This is a genomic window from Bordetella flabilis (assembly GCF_001676725.1).
Taxonomy (GTDB): Bacteria; Pseudomonadota; Gammaproteobacteria; order Burkholderiales; family Burkholderiaceae_B; genus Bordetella_C; species Bordetella_C flabilis.
Genome location: NZ_CP016172.1, coordinates 4,127,260 through 4,142,485, shown reverse-complemented (window position 1 = coordinate 4,142,485; position 15,226 = coordinate 4,127,260). Strand labels below are relative to the sequence as shown.

The following is a 15,226-nucleotide window of genomic DNA, read 5'->3' as shown; positions in this document are numbered from 1 at the left end:
CTCCACGATGAAAATCGCTTTTGTATTTCCCGGACAGGGGTCGCAATCCGTCGGCATGCTCGACGCATGGGCCGGCAATGCGGCTGTGGCCGATACGCTGGCGCGCGCTTCCGGCGCGCTGGGCCAGGACCTGGACGCCCTCATTGCGCAAGGTTCCGCCGAGCAGCTCAACCTGACCACCAATACCCAGCCCGCCATGCTGGTGGCCGGCGCCGCCCTGTACGCGGCCTGGTGCGCCGCCGGCGGTCCCAGGCCGGACATCGTCGCGGGGCACAGCCTGGGCGAGTACGCCGCCCTGACCGCGGCGCAGTCGCTGCGGCTCGAGGACGCGGTGCGGCTGGTTCGCATCCGTGCCGACGCCATGCAGGCAGCCGTCCCGGTCGGAACGGGCGCCATGGCGGCAATCCTGGGCCTGGATGACGACGCGGTGCGCGCCGCCTGCGCCCAGGCGGCGCTAGGCGACGTGGTGGAAGCGGTCAATTTCAATGCGCCGGCCCAGGTTGTGATTGCCGGCCACAAGGCGGCCGTGGAACGGGCCTGCGAAGCCGCCAAGGCGGCCGGCGCCAAGCGGGCGCTGCTGTTGCCGGTGTCTGCCCCTTTCCATTCCAGCCTGCTGCGCCCGGCGGCCGCGGTGCTCGACAAGGCCCTGGCCGAAGTGCGGATATCAGCGCCCACGATTACGGTCCTCAACAACGTGGACGTCGCGACGCCGACCGATCCGGCCGCCATCCGTGATGCGCTGGTACGCCAGGCCTGGCACCCCGTGCGCTGGGTTGAAACAATCCGCGCCATGAAGGCGCAGGGCGTCACGCATGTCATCGAGTGCGGTCCGGGCAAGGTCCTGACCGGCCTGGTCAAGCGTATCGACGGTGAGCTCAGCGGCCTGGCCGTCACCGATCCGGCATCGCTGGATGCCGCCCTGGCAGCCGTCGGCGCCAATTGAGAAGGAAGGCCAAATCCATGGAATTGCAAGGAAAAATCGCGCTGGTCACCGGAGCGACCCGCGGCATCGGCAAGGCCATCGCGCACGAACTGGCCGCCCGCGGCGCCACGGTTGTCGGCACGGCCACCTCCGCCAACGGCGCCGAAACCATCAACGAAGCGCTGGCGCCCCTGAATGGCCGCGGGGTCGTCCTGGACGTGAATGACGCCAAGGCCGCGGAGGCCCTGGTCGAAACGCTCGCCAAGGAAGGCGGGCCGCATATCCTCGTGAACAATGCCGGCATCACCCGCGATACTTTGGCCATGCGCATGAAGGACGAGGACTGGGACGCCGTCATCCAGACCAACCTGGGCGCGGTTTTCCGCTTGTCGCGCGCCGTCATGCGGGGCATGATGAAAGCCCGGTGGGGGCGGATCATCAACGTGACGTCGGTGGTTGGTTCCAGCGGCAACGCGGGCCAGGCCAACTACGCCGCGGCCAAGGCGGGCGTGGCCGGCATGACGCGGGCACTGGCGCGCGAGCTGGGTAGCCGTAATATCACCGTCAATTGCGTGGCGCCCGGTTTCATCGACACGGACATGACCCGTGTCCTGGGCGAGGCGCAGACCGGCGCCTTGCTGCAGCAAATCCCCGTCGGCCGCCTGGGCGCGCCGGCGGACATTGCCCACGCGGTGGCGTTCCTGGCCAGTCCCCATGCCGGTTACATTACCGGCACGACGCTGCACGTCAACGGCGGCATGTATATGTAATCCCGAACGATCTGTTATCGTTCCGCGCCAGGCCGGCGGCATCGGGCTTGCTTTTTGCAGACCTCTCCGGCCTTACGCGCGGTTCGTTGCACCGGCGCCGCCATCGGCGCCGTTACGTGTCCCGGACGGCCATCCGATCGGGAATCCATTTTTGTCACGGCCCGGCGTTTGCATTGCGCTGCGCTTGGCTATAATTCGCGGGATTTTTCCCAATTGGAGATCTGCATGGAAAGCATCGAACAGCGCGTCAAGAAGATCGTCGCTGAACAGCTTGGCGTCAATGAAGCCGAGATCAAGAACGAGTCTTCCTTTCTTGACGACCTCGGTGCCGATTCGCTCGACATGGTTGAGCTGGTCATGGCCCTCGAAGATGAGTTCGAGACCGAGATCCCCGACGAAGAGGCCGAAAAGATCACGACTGTGCAACAAGCGATCGACTACATCAATTCGCACAGCAAGCAATAACGCGATCAGCCTGTTTTTCCCTTGCGGCGCGGCAGGTGTCGCCATGCGGGGAACCGGGGCGGTTTTTGGAGTGTGCCGCGCGGACATCGCGCGGGGCGGCAGTCACCGCCCCGGCGGCGACGCTTTCCGCGCAAGCGGCGTGTTCCAGACCGCCTTTCTTTTGTCTGTTTAGGAGTCATCCGTGAAACGACGCGTCGTCATCACCGGACTTGGCATCGTGTCCCCCGTGGGCAATGACGTGCTCAGCGCCTGGGACAATATCGTCAACGGACGTTCCGGCATCAGCCGCATTACCCGTTTCGATCCTTCCGCGCTGACCACCCACATCGCCGGCGAAGTGCGTGGCTTCGATGTCACCCAATATGTTCCCGCCAAGGAAGCCCGGCAGATGGATACCTTTATCCATTACGGGGTGGCAGCGGGTGTCCAGGCCTGGCGCGACAGCGGCCTGGAGGTGACCGACGCCAATGCGGAACGCATCGGCGTAATCATAGGTTCCGGCATCGGCGGCCTGCCGCGCATCGAAGAAACGCAGACCGATCTGCTGGAGCGCGGCCCGCGGCGCATTTCGCCGTTCTTCGTGCCCGGCGCGCTGATCAATCTGATTTCCGGCCAGCTTTCCATCATGTACGGCTTCAAGGGCCCCAGCTATGCCGTGGTTTCGGCATGCACGACGGGCCTGCACAGCATCGGCGACTCCGCCCGCATGATCGAATACGGCGACGCCGACGTGATGGTCGCGGGTGGCGCCGAGTCGACGGTCTCTCCGCTGGGCATCGGCGGCTTTGCGGCGATGCGCGCCCTCTCCACGCGCAACGACGATCCGGCCACCGCCTCGCGTCCCTGGGACCGCGACCGCGACGGTTTCGTGCTGGGCGAAGGCGCCGGCGTGGTGGTGCTTGAAGAGTACGAACACGCCAAGAAGCGCGGCGCGCGCATTTATGGCGAATTCGTCGGGTACGGCATGAGCTCCGATGCGCATCACATCACGGCGCCGGACAAGGACGGCCCGCGACGTGGCGTCATCAATGCGCTGCGCAACGGTGGCCTGAATGCCGACGACGTGCAGTACGTGAACGCGCACGGGACCTCCACCCCGCTGGGCGACAAGAACGAGTCCGACGCACTCAAGCTTGCCTTCGGGGACCATGCGCGCAAGCTCGTCGTCAATTCCACGAAGTCGATGACCGGCCACCTGCTCGGTGCCGCGGGAGGCATCGAAGCCGTCTTCACCACGCTCGCTGTCTATAACCAGGTTTCACCGCCGACCATCAACCTGTTCAACCAGGATCCGGAGTGCGACCTCGACTACTGCGCCAACGAAGCGCGGCAGATGACGATCAACGTCGCGATGTCCAACTCCTTCGGCTTTGGTGGCACGAACGGTTCGATGGCTGTGCGCCGTATATAAAAGGGGCGTGAGTGCACGCTGACTGGACGTTGCGGGTACCGGTGGTGCGGCCGCGCGGGGCGGCATGGATCGACGGCGCGGTTACCGGCGCCATCGTGCTGGCCATCGCATTCGCGCTCTACTGCCTGGCCCTTCCTCCGTTGCTCCAGGCCGGCCTGTGCGGCGCCGCCCTGTTGTGCGCGCTCATGTGGGCCCGCCCGCGTTCTCCCGTCAGCGCCGTGAAGATGACACGTGATGGCGCCTTCTACGTGCGCATGCGGGAAGGGTGGCGTCCGGTCGAATGGGTCGCGCGCTGGCGTGGGCCCCGCTGGTTGACCCTGCGGGCGCGGCTGCCTGACGCCTTTTGTAACGGCCCTGGCCGCTCGGGGCGCCACGTCACCTTTACTGTTTGGCAAGATGGGCTGCCGCCGTCCGCCTGGCGCCGGGTGTGCCTGCTGACCAACCGGCGGCTGTGCCGCTCGCCTGGGCGTCGCGCCGCGGGGGCGTCATGAGCGAACGCGACATCGACGCCGAACTGGTCGCCCGTGTGCAGCGTGGCGATAAAAAAGCCTTCGACCTGCTGGTCCTGAAGTACCAGCGCAAGATCATGCGGCTGCTCTCGCGCATGATCCGGGACCCGGCGGAAGTCGAGGATGTCGCCCAGGAAGCCTTCATCAAGGCCTATCGCGCCTTGCCGCAATTCCGCGGCGACAGCGCCTTCTATACCTGGCTTTACCGGATCGCCATCAACACCGCGCGCAACTGGCTGGCCTCCAATGGCCGCCGTCCCAGCACGCCCAACGCCCTCGAAAACGAGGACGGTGAAACTTTTAACGAAACGGACAACCTAAGCGATATCAGCACCCCGGAATCCATGGTCGCCAGCCGCGAAATCGCGGAGACGGTCAACGCGGCCATACAGGGCCTGCCCGAGGAATTGCGCATGGCTATCGTTCTGCGGGAAATTGAAGGTATGAGCTACGAAGACATCGCGCAAAGCATGGGTTGTCCGATCGGTACAGTCCGGTCGCGGATATTCCGGGCCCGGGAAGCGGTGGCCGCGCGCCTGCGTCCGCTGCTCGGGAACGATCCCGATCGTCGTTGGTAAGGAGCTGCAGTCATGCAACGAACATCTGCTTCCGTGCGCGCCGAGGACACCAGTTGGGAAGAATCGGTGTCGGCCTGGATGGACGGTGAAGGCACCGAGGAATGGCTGGACGGGCTCGACGTCGCGGAAGGGAAGGAAACCTGGGACACGTATCACCTCATCGGTGATGTCCTGCGCAATCCCGAGCTCTCGATCGACCCGTCCCCGGCATTCCGCGCCCGTCTGTCGGTCGCCCTCGCCAACGAGCTGCCCATCGTGGCGCCTCGCCGGCGCCCGGCGCTGCGGCCCGTATGGCGTTTCGGCCTGTCCGGATTCGCGGCAGCGGCCGCGGTGGCGTCCGTCGCCTGGGTGGCCCAGCCGTACATGTCGGGCAGCGCCGACGCGCCGACCGCGGAAACGCGTGTGCTGGCCGACGCCAGTACGGCCACTACGGACGATTCAAGCTTGAGCGACTATCTGGAAGCGCATCGCCAGCTGGCCGGTCCCACGGCCATCCGGCAGGTGTCCTTCGATGTCGGGACGGGGCGCTGATGACGGATGCGCTGGCTGTTGTGCAGCCGCTCCGTCCGCCCGTACGTCCGGCCTTGCGCTGGCGGTGCGTGCGCAATGGATTCGGTCTCCCAACGCTGACGACCCTGGCGGCCGTGCTGCTGTTTGCCGCGACCACGCGCCTTTCCGAGGCGCAGATGGCGCCGGTGGGGGGAAGTGTCCCGGTTTCCGAGGCGGAGGCCCAGGCCTTGCTCGCGCGCATCCAGGACGCGGCGCGCAAGCTCGACTATGCGGGCATCTTTACCTACCAGCAGGGCGACACCATACAGTCTTCCCGCGTGGTCCATATGGTCGACGGCAGCGGCGAGCGCGAGCGCCTGGAGGTTTTGGACGGTCAGCCGCGCGAATACCTGCGCCATAACGACGACGTCAAGTGCCTGGTGCCCGACCGCAAGACCGTGCTGATCCAGCACAAGCGTGCGGAGGAATTTCCCGGCCTGCTGCTCGGTTCGCCGGCCGGTGTGACCAAGTACTATCGCGTACTCACCCAGGCGCCCCTGCACCGGGTGGCCGGGCGCGAGTGCCGCATCATCACCATCGAACCGCTGGACAAGGAGCGCTATGGCTATCGCCTTTGCGCCGACACCGAAAACGACCTGTTGCTGAAGGCACAGACGCTGGCCGGACCCAGCACGGTGGTGGAGCAGGTCGCATTCACCGTCCTCCGGGTGGGCCAGGCCGTGGACCCCAAGCAGCTGGAGTCGCGCTGGAGCGTACAGGATTGGAAGGTCGTGCAGTCGGCCATGAAGCCCGTGGATCTGGGGGCCGAGGGGTGGCGCATTCCGTTTCCGCCGGGGTTCGCGCCGGTTTCGCAGGTCGCACGGGTCATGGCGCACGGCGATGCGGTCAGCCAACTGGTGCTGTCGGATGGGCTGGCCGCCATCTCGGTGTTCATCGAGCCTTATGATAAAAAGCGCAATCGGCATCAGCCGCACGGCGCCTACCGGCGCGGGCCCATCAATGTGTACGGCATGCGGGTTGCGGATTATTGGATGACCGTTCTCGGCGAAGTCCCGGCGTCCACGTTGGAACGCCTCGCCAAAGCTACCGAATATGTCCCGCCCCCCGCGGCGCCGAAGTGAACAGCAAACCCCGAAGAGGGCTTGCGCGGAGCATTGAATGAATTTGTCCAGCTTGTCGAACACAACCGTGCGGCGGCTTCTCGCCGTATTGCTGACCGGCGCCATGGTGAGCGGCGCCTTATTCAGCGGCGCCGCCGGCGCCGCGCAGACCGAAACCAGCACGCCGACCATGATGGTGCCCGACTTCACGTCCATCGTGGAGAAGGCCGACCCGGCGGTCGTGAACATCCGTACCACCGCCACGGTGCCGGTGCGCAGCGGGCCGCAGGACCCCTATGACCTGTTCCGCTTCTTTTTCGGCCCGGACTTCCAGCCGCCCGGCATGCCGGAGCTGCCGGGACAGCGCCCGCGCGATCGGCAGCAGCAGCCGCAGCAGCCCCAGGAACGCACGGTGCCGCGCGGCGTGGGGTCGGGCTTCTTCATTTCGGCCGATGGCTATGTCCTGACCAATAACCATGTGGTCAGCGACGCCACGGATATCTTCGTGACGCTGACCGACGGCCGGGAGTTCAAGGCCAAGGTGGTGGGCACGGACGACCGTACCGACGTGGCGCTGCTCAAGATCGACGCCAAGAACATGCCTTTCCTGCCGATCGGCGATGACAGCAAGATCAAGAAAGGGCAGTGGGTGCTGGCCATCGGGTCGCCATTTGGCCTCGATTCCACGGTAACCGCCGGTATTGTCAGCGCGATCAATCGGGATACGGGCGAGTATCTGCCTTTCATCCAGACCGATGTGGCGGTCAACCCCGGCAACTCCGGTGGCCCGCTGCTGAACCTGTCGGGCGAGGTCATCGGTATCAATTCCCAGATCATCTCGCGCAGCGGCGGCTTCATGGGGATTTCCCTGGCCATCCCGATCGACGAGGTCATGCGTGTCGTGGATGAACTGCGCGCGACGGGCAAGGTGACCCGAGGCCGCATCGGTGTCCAGATCGGCGAAGTCACCAACGAGGTCGCCACCGCGCTGGGCCTGGGCCGGGCCGAGGGCGCCCTGGTCAGCAGCGTGGAGGCCGACAGCCCCGCGGATGCCGCCGGCGTGCAGCCTGGCGATGTCATCCTTCGCTTCAATAACAAGGCCATCGCGCGCTGGTCCGACTTGCCCCGCATGGTTGGCGAAACCAAGCCGGGAACCGTGGCGCCGCTGCAGGTCTGGCGCAAGGGCAAGAACGTGACGCTCAGTGTCAAGGTCGCGGAAATCCCGCAGGCCAAGGCCGCCGCGGCCGAAAAGACCCCCCCGCAGAAGGAACCGGCCGCCGCGAGCGCCCTGGGCCTGAGCGTCGTGTCCGTCCCGGTGGGGACCCAGAGCAAACTTAAAATCAAGGGTGGCGTGATGGTGCGCGGCGCGCAGGGTCCTGGCGCCCAGGCGGGCATCCAGGAAGGCGACATCATCATGGCGCTGAACGACACCGACATCACCAGCCCCGAGCAGTTCGTCGAAGTGGCCAAAAAGGCGGACCGGTCGAAGCCGATCGCCTTGCTGGTCCGGCGCGGCGACCAGACGCAGTGGGCAGTGGTGCCCCCGGGCAAGTAGCTGCAAGACCGGCTAAAATGGCTGGTTGCCGCAAGGAGGGGGCGCTTGGCGCCCCCTCCTTGTTGTTGCGCGCCTGATCTTCCCCCATCCAACATCCAACGTCGCCCCGGTCGTCCAACGTCGTCTATGCAGCATATCCGTAACTTTTCGATCATCGCCCATATCGATCATGGCAAGTCGACCCTGGCCGACCGCCTGATCCAGCGCTGCGGAGGGTTGGCGGATCGCGAGATGTCGGCCCAGGTCCTCGATTCCATGGATATCGAGCGCGAGCGCGGCATCACCATCAAGGCGCAGACTGCCGCGCTGCAATACAAGGCCCAGGACGGCCAGGTCTATAACCTGAACCTCATCGATACCCCGGGCCACGTGGACTTTTCCTACGAGGTCAGCCGTTCGCTGTCGGCATGCGAAGGCGCCTTGCTGGTGGTGGATGCCTCGCAAGGCGTGGAGGCGCAGACGGTGGCCAACTGCTATACGGCCATCGAACTGGGCGTCGAGGTCCTGCCTGTTCTGAATAAGATGGACCTGCCGCAGGCCGATCCGGAGGGCGCGCGGCAGGAGATCGAGGACGTGATCGGTATCGATGCTTCGCGCGCCATCGCGGCGAGCGCGAAAACCGGCATGGGCATCGACGACATCCTGGAAACCATCGTGGCCCACGTGCCGCCTCCCAAGGGCAGCCCGGCCCAGCCGCTGCAGGCGCTCATCATCGATTCATGGTTCGACAACTACGTCGGCGTGGTCATGCTGGTGCGCATCGTCAATGGCGTGCTCAAGCCCAAGGACAAGATTCTGCTGATGGCTTCCGGCGCCACGCACTTGTGCGAACAGGTCGGCGTGTTCACGCCCAAGTCCGTGCCGCGCCAGCTTTTGAGCGCGGGGGAAGTGGGCTTTGTCATCGCCGGCATCAAGGAACTTGCGCACGCCAAGGTCGGCGACACGGTCACCCTGGTCGGCCAGCCCGCGGCGCAGGCGCTGCCCGGCTTCAAGGAGGTCAAGCCTCAGGTGTTCGCCGGCTTGTACCCCGTGGAAAGCAGCGAATACGACCAGCTGCGCGACTCGCTGGAAAAGCTCAAGCTCAACGATGCCGCGCTGATGTTCGAGCCGGAAGTGTCGCAGGCGCTTGGCTTCGGTTTCCGTTGCGGCTTCCTGGGCCTGCTGCACATGGAGATCGTGCAGGAGCGCCTGGAGCGCGAATTCGACATGGACATCATCACCACCGCGCCTTCGGTGGTGTACGAGGTCGAGCAACGCGATGGCGTGGTCCTGAGCATCGAAAGTCCTTCGCGCATGCCGGAAGTCGGCAAGATCGCCGAAATCCGCGAGCCCATCGTGAAGGTCACGCTGTTCATGCCGCAGGAATACGTCGGCCCGGTCATGACCCTGTGCAACAACAAGCGGGGCGCACAGGTGAACATGAGCTATCACGGACGCCAGGTGCACCTGGTGTACGAGATCCCGCTGGCCGAGATCGTGCTGGATTTCTTCGACAAGCTGAAGTCCGTCTCGCGCGGTTATGCGTCCATGGATTATGAATTCCTGGAATACCGCACGGCCGACGTGGTGCGGGTGGACCTGCTGATCAACGGCGACAAGGTCGATGCCTTGTCCATGATCGTCCACCGCAGCAACGCGCGGTATCGCGCCCGCGAAGTCGTGAGCCGCATGCGCGGGCTGATCCCGCGGCAGATGTTCGACGTGGCCATCCAGGCCGCCATCGGGGCCGAAGTCATCGCGCGCGAAAACGTGAAGGCGCTGCGCAAGAATGTGCTCGCCAAGTGCTATGGCGGCGACATCACGCGCAAGAAGAAATTGCTGGAAAAGCAAAAGGCCGGCAAAAAACGCATGAAGCAGGTCGGCAGCGTCGAAATTCCGCAAGAAGCCTTCCTGGCCATCCTGCAAGTGGAAGATAAATAAGAGCGAGAAGGGCATTACCTATGAGTTGGAACTTTGCGCTGATTCTGTTCGTCCTGCTGGTCATCACGGGCATCATCTGGCTGCTGGACGTCGCCATACTGCGCAAGGCGCGGCGGCGCAAAGGGGAAGCCGCCGCGGAACGCTTCGACGCCGCCACGATAGGTGATGCACAGGAAGCCGAACGCCTGCGCCGCGAGGCGGTGGACGTCGCGACGCGTCCGCCCTGGTGGGTCGAGTATGCCGTCAGCTTTTTTCCGGTCATCCTCTTCGTATTCCTGCTGCGATCCTTCGTGGTGGAGCCTTTCCGCATTCCCTCCGGTTCCATGCTGCCCACGCTGGAATCGGGCGACCTGATCCTGGTGAACAAGTTCAGCCGTGGGATCCGGCTGCCCATCCTGGACAAGAAGATCGTGAATACCGGTGCGCTGGAACGCGGCGATGTCATCGTCTTCCGCTACCCCGTGGATCCGGACGTGGACTACATCAAGCGCGTCGTGGGCCTGCCGGGGGACGAGGTCGCCTACCTCGACAAGAAACTTTATGTAAACGGCAAGGAAGTGCCGCGTACGCGGGACGGCAATTATTTCGAGCCGGACCGGGTGGCCTACGTGGCGCGCTATAAGGAACAGTTGGGCGACGTTACCCACGATATCCTGATGGATGAGGATAAATACCAGGAGTACGGCCCCATTTGGCAATATCCGCACCTCCAGAACTGCCAATACAGCCGCAACGGGGTCCGTTGCAAGGTCCCGGAAGGGGAATATTTCGCCATGGGCGATAACCGCGACAACAGCGCGGACAGCCGCTATTGGGGATTCGTTCCGGACGGTAATATCGTGGGCAAGGCCTTCTTCATTTGGATGAATTTCTCCGATCTAAGCCGGATCGGTCGATTCAATTGACATGTCGCTCGACGCGCTCCAATCCCGCCTGGACCACCGTTTCCGCGATGCAGCGCTGCTGGAGCAGGCGCTGACCCACCGCAGCCATGGTGCCCGGCATAACGAACGACTCGAATTCCTGGGCGACGCCGTCCTGAATTTCGTGGTCGCTTCTTTGCTGTTCGAGCGCTTCAGCAAGATCGACGAGGGCGACCTGTCGCGCCTGCGCGCCAACCTGGTCAAACAGGCGTCGCTGGCGGATATCGCGCAAAAGCTCGATCTGTCGCAGGACCTGCGCCTGGGGGAAGGCGAGCTCAAGAGCGGCGGTTTCCGCCGGCCGTCCATCCTGGCCGATACGCTGGAAGCCCTTTTCGGCGCCGTCTTCCTGGACGGCGGCTTCGACGCCGCGCGTCGCGTGATCGCCAAACAGTACCAACCCATACTGGCCACCGTAGATCCCAAGACGCTGGGCAAGGACGCGAAGACGCTACTGCAGGAATTCCTGCAGGGACGCAAGATGGCGCTGCCCGTCTACACCGTGATCGCCACGCATGGCGCCGCGCACAGCCAGCAGTTCGAAGTTGAATGCGCCATCGCGCCGCTGGACATCAAGGTGGTCGCACCGGGCGCCAGCCGGCGCGCCGCCGAGCAGTCCGCCGCCAAGCTGGCACTGGACGCGGCCTTGGCCGCCAGCCCGCCCAAGGCCGCGCGCCGCGCGCCGCGTGCCCGCAAGACGGCCCAACTGTCACTGCCCGTGGCCGTGGCCCAAGAGATCAAATGACCCAAGCTCCTTCCCGATGCGGCTTCGTCGCCATCGTGGGCCGCCCCAATGTGGGCAAGTCCACGCTGAACAACGCGCTGATCGGCAGCAAGATTTCCATCGTCTCGCGCAAGGCGCAAACGACGCGGCACCGCATCCACGGCGTGCTCACCCGCGGCCAGGACCAGTTCATCTTCGTCGACACGCCCGGCTTCCAGACGCGCCATGGCGGCACCATGAATCGCATGATGAACCGTGTCGTGACGCAGGCGCTGGCCGATGTCGATGTCGTCGTGCATGTGGTCGAGGCAGGGAAGTGGTCCGAAGGCGATGCCAAGCTGCTGCCCTTGTTGCCGGCTGCCGAGCGCACCATCCTGGCGGTGAACAAGGTCGACGCCATGAAGGACCGGGACACCCTGTTCCCCTATGTGGCCAAGGTCACCGCGCTGCATGAATATGGTGCCGTCGTTCCCGTCAGCGCGGCGCGCAACCGGCAACTGGACGACCTGCTCGACGAGGTCGCCAAACGGCTGCCCGAGGGCGAGCATATGTTCGAGCCGGATACCCTCACGGACCGGCCCATGCGTTTCATCGCGGCCGAACTGGTCCGCGAGAAAATCTTCCGGCTGGTGGGCGACGAACTGCCTTACGGCTGCACCGTCGTCATCGAGCAATGGGAAGAAAACGACAAGGGTGCGCGGGTCGCGGCCTGCGTCATCGTCGAGCGCGATAGCCACAAGCCCATCCTGCTGGGCGCCGGTGGCCAGCATATGAAACGCATCGCCACGGAAGCACGCCAGGAAATCGCCAAGATGCTGGACAAGCCGGTGCACCTGGAGGTGTACATCAAGGTGCGTAAAGGCTGGTCCGATCGCGAAGACGCGTTGCGCGACCTGGGTTATGAGTAAACGCGGAACCCGCGTCCAGGACAATCCCGCCTATATGCTGCACGCGACGCCCTGGCGGGAAACGTCGCTGATCGTGCAGGCTTTTTCCCGCGACCACGGCTGCCTGGCCATGGTGGCCAAGGGCGCCAAGCGACCTTATTCGGTGCTGAGGCCGGTATTGTCGGCCTTCCAGCCGCTGGCCCTGTCCTGGAGCGGTGCGGGCGAGGTCAAGACCCTTACCCGGGCGGAGGTCGCCGGTATCCGGCCGTTGGGCGGTACGGCGCTGATGTCCGCGTGGTACATGAACGAATTGCTGCTGCGCCTGCTGCCGCGCGAGGACGCGCATCCGGTGCTCTATGACGCCTACGACACGGCCCTGACGCAGCTGGCGGGCCGCACGCGGGCCGCCGGCGCGCTGCGGCGGTTCGAATGGACCCTGCTGCGGGAAACCGGCTATGGCGTCGATGAGCCGGTGCCCGATTTCGACGACCCCGTCATCGAGCCACGTTTGCGCCACGAACTGCGCCAACGGCTGGCCGAGAATCTCGCCGGGCGGCCGCTGGCGACCCGGCGCGTACTGATGGACCTGCAGCGGCTCTAGGAAGCTGCCGTCAAGCATGCCGGGGTCGGCGCGCGTCGGTGCGCCTGCCCAACGCATAGCCGCACGCCGCCCACAGCATGGCGCATACGGCGCCCACCAGGGCGACCAGGCCGACACCGTGGCCCAGTGCGTCGACGCCGGTCTTGACCCAGGCGCTGGCGGCGTCGCCCGCCCGGTAGACCACTGTATCGATGAAGTTCTTGGCCTTGTACTTGGCTTCGGCGTCGACCGTGGTGAAGACCATTTCCCGCCCGGGCCGGACCAGCGCATATTCCCCCACCCGGCGCAGCACCATGACCACCGCCAGCACGGCAAAGGTCGGCGCCACGGCCAGCACCAGGAAACCCGCGCAGATGACCACCGGGACGGAGGTCAGCAGGAAAGTGACGCCGAACCGTTGCGCCAACCGTCCGGTAAGAAACAGTTGGGCCAGCATGGAAAGGGCCTGCACGGTGAAGTCCAGGGCGCTGAAGACCCGGATGCGCTCGGTGGACGACGTGAAGGTGTCGGCGACCAGCCGCGCCTGTTCCATGTAGAGGAAGGTGCTGGCGGTCGCCAGCAGGATGACGAAGGCAGCGACACCAAGCAGCAAGGGCGAGGTAAACGTGCGCGTGGCGCCCGCCAGGATCCCCCCGCCGATGGGGCGCCCGGGGGAGTCGGCCCCCGGGGCATCGGTGTCCGCCTCCGCGCCGCGGTCTGGCGCGCCGGCACCGCTGTGTGCGCGCCACCGCATCAGCCAGGACTTCAGCGGCAGGGTCAGCCCCAGCAGGATCGCCGACAGCAGGATCAGCCCCGACGTTCCCAGGACGCCGGCCAGCGCGGCGCCGAGGACCGGTCCCGCCAGGCCGCCGGTGCTCGCGCCGGCCGCAATGAATGCGAACAGGCGCTTCGCCTGCCCCGTGCGGAAGACATCGGCCATCAGGCTCCAGGCCACCGAAACCACGAAGAGGTTGAAGACGGACAGCCACACATAAAACGCCCGGGCGCCCCACGCATTACCGGGTTGCTGGTGCAGCCACGCGGAGAATCCGACCAGGGTCGCGGCAAAGAAGGCGTACGCCCAGGTGACGAAACTGGCGCGCGGTACGCGCCGCGCCAGCCAGCCAAAGCAGGGCACGGCCGCCAGCATGACCAGAAAGGTGGCGGTAAACAGCCATTGCAGCTTATCCACGCCCGCCGCGATGCCCAGCGTTTCGCGGATCGGCCGCAGGGTGAAATACCCGGTGAACAGGCAGAAGAAGAAACCGAAGCCGCAGAGGGCCGCCAGGCCTTCGCCCGGCTGTATGTTCAGCGCGCGGCGCAGGCCTTCGATAGAGAGGCGGCTGGGCGTGGCAAGGGGCGGGGTATCGGCCATGGCCTGTTCGATGTCGCGAGGGGATGGGAGCGGTGGACGGGGCGGGGCGTCCACCGCCCGTTCAGGCGAACAGGGCGGCAATACGCTCGCGCATGGCGGCGTCGGGAAGGCGCCCGTAGCCCGCCAGCAGATTGTCCGCCATGTTGCGCGGCTTGGACGTGGCCGGAATCACTGCGGTGACGGCGGGGTGGCCGATGATGAACTTCAGGAAGATCTGGGCCCATGAGCCGCAATCGAGCTCGGACGCCCATTCCGGCAGCGGCTTGCCCCTGACCTGGCGAAACAGCGATCCATCCTGGAAAGGGCGGTTGATGAGTACCGCCACGCCGTGCGCCTGGCAGGCGGGCAACAGCCGCTTTTCCGCACCGCGGGCCGTGACGGACAGGTTGATCTGGACGAAATCCAGCTTCTCGCGCTCGACCAGGGCAGTCAGCTCTTCATGCGCGGACGCGGTGTAGTGCGTGATCCCGATATAGCGGGTCAGGCCCTCCTGCTTGAGCTCGCGCAGAAGGGCCAGTTGCGTAGCCGTGTCCACCAGGTTGTGTACCTGGATCAGGTCGAGCCTGGGCGTGCGCAGCAGGGCCAGCGAGTTGCGGACCTGCCGCATCCCGGCATCGCGCCCCGTCGTGCCGATCTTGCTTGCCAGGAACACGCCGTCGCGGGCCCGGGCCCGGGCCAGCAGCTCGCCGGTAACGGCTTCGGCTTCGCCGTAGCTGGGCGCGGTATCGATGACCGCGTTCTTCCCGGCCGACGCCAACAGGTTTTGCAGGACTTCGTGCAGGGGCGCGAGCGCGGCGGCATCCTTCGGCGAGACATCGAAGGTATCCGCCGTGCCCAGTCCAACCACGGGCAAGGTATCCCCGCTGCCCGGGATGGGGCGCCGGTGCATGGGACCCTGCGCGGCGTGCGCGGGATCCAGCATCCAGGCGGGCGTCAGTGCGGCTAGCGGGGCATACTGCAGAAAGCGTCGTCGGCTGGGCATCGGCGAATCCCCCAAAGG

16 protein-coding genes are annotated in these 15,226 nt (G+C 65.5%); 14 read left to right on the top strand and 2 right to left on the bottom strand.

Translation table 11 applies throughout. From position 1 onward, the window contains the following. The first annotated feature begins 7 nt into the window (after nucleotides 1-7). The 14 genes from fabD to recO all read left to right on the top strand — a co-directional run bounded on the left by fabD (nucleotide 8) and on the right by recO (nucleotide 12,872). Nucleotides 8-943, top strand: coding sequence for an ACP S-malonyltransferase (fabD, locus tag BAU07_RS18250; protein ID WP_066660502.1), 936 nt, complete (start codon nucleotides 8-10; stop codon nucleotides 941-943). 17 nt (nucleotides 944-960) lie between these two features. Continuing rightward, complete coding sequence (fabG, locus tag BAU07_RS18245) at nucleotides 961-1,692, top strand: 3-oxoacyl-ACP reductase FabG (RefSeq protein WP_066660500.1); 732 nt, start codon at nucleotides 961-963, stop codon at nucleotides 1,690-1,692. Nucleotides 1,693-1,917: 225 nt separating this feature from the next. Next, nucleotides 1,918-2,157, top strand: coding sequence for an acyl carrier protein (acpP, locus tag BAU07_RS18240; protein ID WP_019936251.1), 240 nt, complete (start codon nucleotides 1,918-1,920; stop codon nucleotides 2,155-2,157). Between the two features lie 181 nt (nucleotides 2,158-2,338). After that, nucleotides 2,339-3,568: a beta-ketoacyl-ACP synthase II gene (fabF, locus tag BAU07_RS18235; RefSeq protein WP_066660499.1), complete on the top strand. Its 1,230-nt coding sequence runs from the start codon at nucleotides 2,339-2,341 to the stop codon at nucleotides 3,566-3,568. Between the two features lie 11 nt (nucleotides 3,569-3,579). Further along, a complete protein-coding gene (locus BAU07_RS18230; protein WP_157122312.1) occupies nucleotides 3,580-4,059 on the top strand; it encodes a hypothetical protein in 480 nt (159 codons plus the stop codon). Then, the gene (gene rpoE, locus BAU07_RS18225) at nucleotides 4,056-4,655 is read left to right on the top strand and encodes an RNA polymerase sigma factor RpoE (RefSeq protein ID WP_066665536.1); all 600 of its coding nucleotides are present in this window, start codon (nucleotides 4,056-4,058) and stop codon (nucleotides 4,653-4,655) included. Before BAU07_RS18230 ends, rpoE begins: the two co-directional genes overlap by 4 nt. 12 nt (nucleotides 4,656-4,667) lie before the next feature. Further along, nucleotides 4,668-5,186: a sigma-E factor negative regulatory protein gene (locus BAU07_RS18220; protein ID WP_066660496.1), complete on the top strand. Its 519-nt coding sequence runs from the start codon at nucleotides 4,668-4,670 to the stop codon at nucleotides 5,184-5,186. Then, on the top strand, nucleotides 5,186-6,286 hold the full coding sequence (locus BAU07_RS18215) for a MucB/RseB C-terminal domain-containing protein (protein WP_084025855.1): 1,101 nt from the start codon (nucleotides 5,186-5,188) through the stop codon (nucleotides 6,284-6,286). Before BAU07_RS18220 ends, BAU07_RS18215 begins: the two co-directional genes overlap by 1 nt. 37 nt (nucleotides 6,287-6,323) lie before the next feature. Then, nucleotides 6,324-7,820, top strand: a complete 1,497-nt coding sequence (locus BAU07_RS18210) for a DegQ family serine endoprotease (protein ID WP_066660487.1) — start codon at nucleotides 6,324-6,326, stop codon at nucleotides 7,818-7,820. A 126-nt stretch (nucleotides 7,821-7,946) separates the two neighbouring features. Next, nucleotides 7,947-9,740: a translation elongation factor 4 gene (gene lepA, locus BAU07_RS18205; RefSeq protein ID WP_066660485.1), complete on the top strand. Its 1,794-nt coding sequence runs from the start codon at nucleotides 7,947-7,949 to the stop codon at nucleotides 9,738-9,740. Nucleotides 9,741-9,760: 20 nt separating this feature from the next. After that, a complete protein-coding gene (gene lepB / locus BAU07_RS18200) occupies nucleotides 9,761-10,645 on the top strand; it encodes a signal peptidase I (protein ID WP_066660483.1) in 885 nt (294 codons plus the stop codon). Nucleotide 10,646: 1 nt separating this feature from the next. Next, complete coding sequence (rnc, locus tag BAU07_RS18195; RefSeq protein WP_066660473.1) at nucleotides 10,647-11,405, top strand: ribonuclease III; 759 nt, start codon at nucleotides 10,647-10,649, stop codon at nucleotides 11,403-11,405. Next, nucleotides 11,402-12,292 (top strand): GTPase Era, encoded by an 891-nt coding sequence (era, locus tag BAU07_RS18190; RefSeq protein WP_066660468.1) that lies wholly within the window; start codon nucleotides 11,402-11,404, stop codon nucleotides 12,290-12,292. Before rnc ends, era begins: the two co-directional genes overlap by 4 nt. Next, on the top strand, nucleotides 12,285-12,872 hold the full coding sequence (recO, locus tag BAU07_RS18185; RefSeq protein WP_066660463.1) for a DNA repair protein RecO: 588 nt from the start codon (nucleotides 12,285-12,287) through the stop codon (nucleotides 12,870-12,872). Before era ends, recO begins: the two co-directional genes overlap by 8 nt. Nucleotides 12,873-12,882: 10 nt before the next feature. Here recO and BAU07_RS18180 read toward each other — a convergent pair whose 3' ends face one another. Together BAU07_RS18180 and BAU07_RS18175 are read right to left on the bottom strand one after the other, a co-directional pair. Then, nucleotides 12,883-14,226, bottom strand: a complete 1,344-nt coding sequence (locus BAU07_RS18180) for an NTP/NDP exchange transporter (RefSeq protein WP_066660460.1) — start codon at nucleotides 14,224-14,226, stop codon at nucleotides 12,883-12,885. 61 nt (nucleotides 14,227-14,287) lie between these two features. Then, entirely contained in the window at nucleotides 14,288-15,208 is a 921-nt protein-coding gene (locus BAU07_RS18175; protein WP_066660457.1) for an aldo/keto reductase, read from the bottom strand. Between the last annotated feature and the right edge of the window lie 18 nt (nucleotides 15,209-15,226).

Bases quoted from the DNA above. Each gene is read 5' to 3' on its own strand.
- fabG (WP_066660500.1), top strand. From the start codon at position 961: ATGGAATTGCAAGGAAAAATCGCGCTGGTCACCGGAGCGACCCGCGGC.
- rpoE (WP_066665536.1), top strand. From the start codon at position 4,056: ATGAGCGAACGCGACATCGACGCCGAACTGGTCGCCCGTGTGCAGCGT.
- BAU07_RS18180 (WP_066660460.1), bottom strand. From the start codon at position 14,226: ATGGCCGATACCCCGCCCCTTGCCACGCCCAGCCGCCTCTCTATCGAA.
- acpP (WP_019936251.1), top strand. From the start codon at position 1,918: ATGGAAAGCATCGAACAGCGCGTCAAGAAGATCGTCGCTGAACAGCTT.
- fabD (WP_066660502.1), top strand. From the start codon at position 8: ATGAAAATCGCTTTTGTATTTCCCGGACAGGGGTCGCAATCCGTCGGC.
- recO (WP_066660463.1), top strand. From the start codon at position 12,285: ATGAGTAAACGCGGAACCCGCGTCCAGGACAATCCCGCCTATATGCTG.
- lepB (WP_066660483.1), top strand. From the start codon at position 9,761: ATGAGTTGGAACTTTGCGCTGATTCTGTTCGTCCTGCTGGTCATCACG.
- BAU07_RS18175 (WP_066660457.1), bottom strand. From the start codon at position 15,208: ATGCCCAGCCGACGACGCTTTCTGCAGTATGCCCCGCTAGCCGCACTG.
- BAU07_RS18220 (WP_066660496.1), top strand. From the start codon at position 4,668: ATGCAACGAACATCTGCTTCCGTGCGCGCCGAGGACACCAGTTGGGAA.
- BAU07_RS18210 (WP_066660487.1), top strand. From the start codon at position 6,324: ATGAATTTGTCCAGCTTGTCGAACACAACCGTGCGGCGGCTTCTCGCC.
- lepA (WP_066660485.1), top strand. From the start codon at position 7,947: ATGCAGCATATCCGTAACTTTTCGATCATCGCCCATATCGATCATGGC.
- BAU07_RS18215 (WP_084025855.1), top strand. From the start codon at position 5,186: ATGACGGATGCGCTGGCTGTTGTGCAGCCGCTCCGTCCGCCCGTACGT.
- era (WP_066660468.1), top strand. From the start codon at position 11,402: ATGACCCAAGCTCCTTCCCGATGCGGCTTCGTCGCCATCGTGGGCCGC.
- rnc (WP_066660473.1), top strand. From the start codon at position 10,647: ATGTCGCTCGACGCGCTCCAATCCCGCCTGGACCACCGTTTCCGCGAT.